Source organism: Enterococcus sp. DIV0421 (genome assembly GCF_051713745.1).
In the GTDB taxonomy this organism is placed as follows: domain Bacteria; phylum Bacillota; class Bacilli; order Lactobacillales; family Enterococcaceae; genus Enterococcus_D; species Enterococcus_D casseliflavus.
In genome coordinates this window covers 1-750 of sequence record NZ_JBIOQM010000023.1, presented here as the reverse complement: position 1 = coordinate 750, position 750 = coordinate 1, and the positions used below count along the sequence as shown (strand labels likewise).

The following is a 750-nucleotide window of genomic DNA, read 5'->3' as shown; positions in this document are numbered from 1 at the left end:
TTAAGCGGTGCTGTAGGGGAGTTGTTAGCGCAACTCCTCTTTACATAGTCATAGTAACACAATTGTCCCTATGATTCAAATAGATAAGATAGTAGGCGTTTCATTGACTGATAGTTGATGGAACGCCTTTTTTTGTAACTAATGGAGGTGCTAAGGAAGAAAATGATTGATTCAGAAGCGTTATTAAAAGAATTAGGCAAACAAGAAACAACCTCTAAAGTAGTGAAAGATCCCTTACTTGAGGAAAAACCGAAGAAAGTCCGTCGATTAAAACAAGAAAAAACTGTTTTATCCCTGATTCCCTACCGGAGAATCATATCAGAGGATTGTTTTGCGATGGAAAAAGAAGTCACAAATTTTTACCGAATCGAAGATGCTTCCGCACGTGATGGAAGTGAACAACAGCGTCAAGAGGCGTTGCACGATTACCTGGTATTCTTGCGTACCATTCACAAGAATCTTAAATTGATCTTCACCAGCTTTCCGGTCGATATGTCGGAAAACATTGATTATGCACGTAGGCGCTTTAAGATGCGAAAAGGAAATAAAAATGTACAAGCAGAACAGGCAATCACCCTTAGTCAGTTGGAATATTTAGATAATAATAAGCCAATCAACACGGTTTACTTACAAATATTCGCTACAGATAAAGACGAATTAAAAGATGTTGAACGAGAAATCATGAGTGTTTCTACGGCGAATTTCCGACCTGTCAAAATGTCATTAACTCAAAAAATCAAGTTGCTTGTA

General features: G+C 37.7%; 1 pseudogene. It reads left to right on the top strand.

The annotated features are described in order from the left end of the window. Nucleotides 1–162 precede the first annotated feature (162 nt). Nucleotides 163–750: pseudogene (locus IGI96_RS19740) on the top strand (trse protein); the annotation flags it as partial.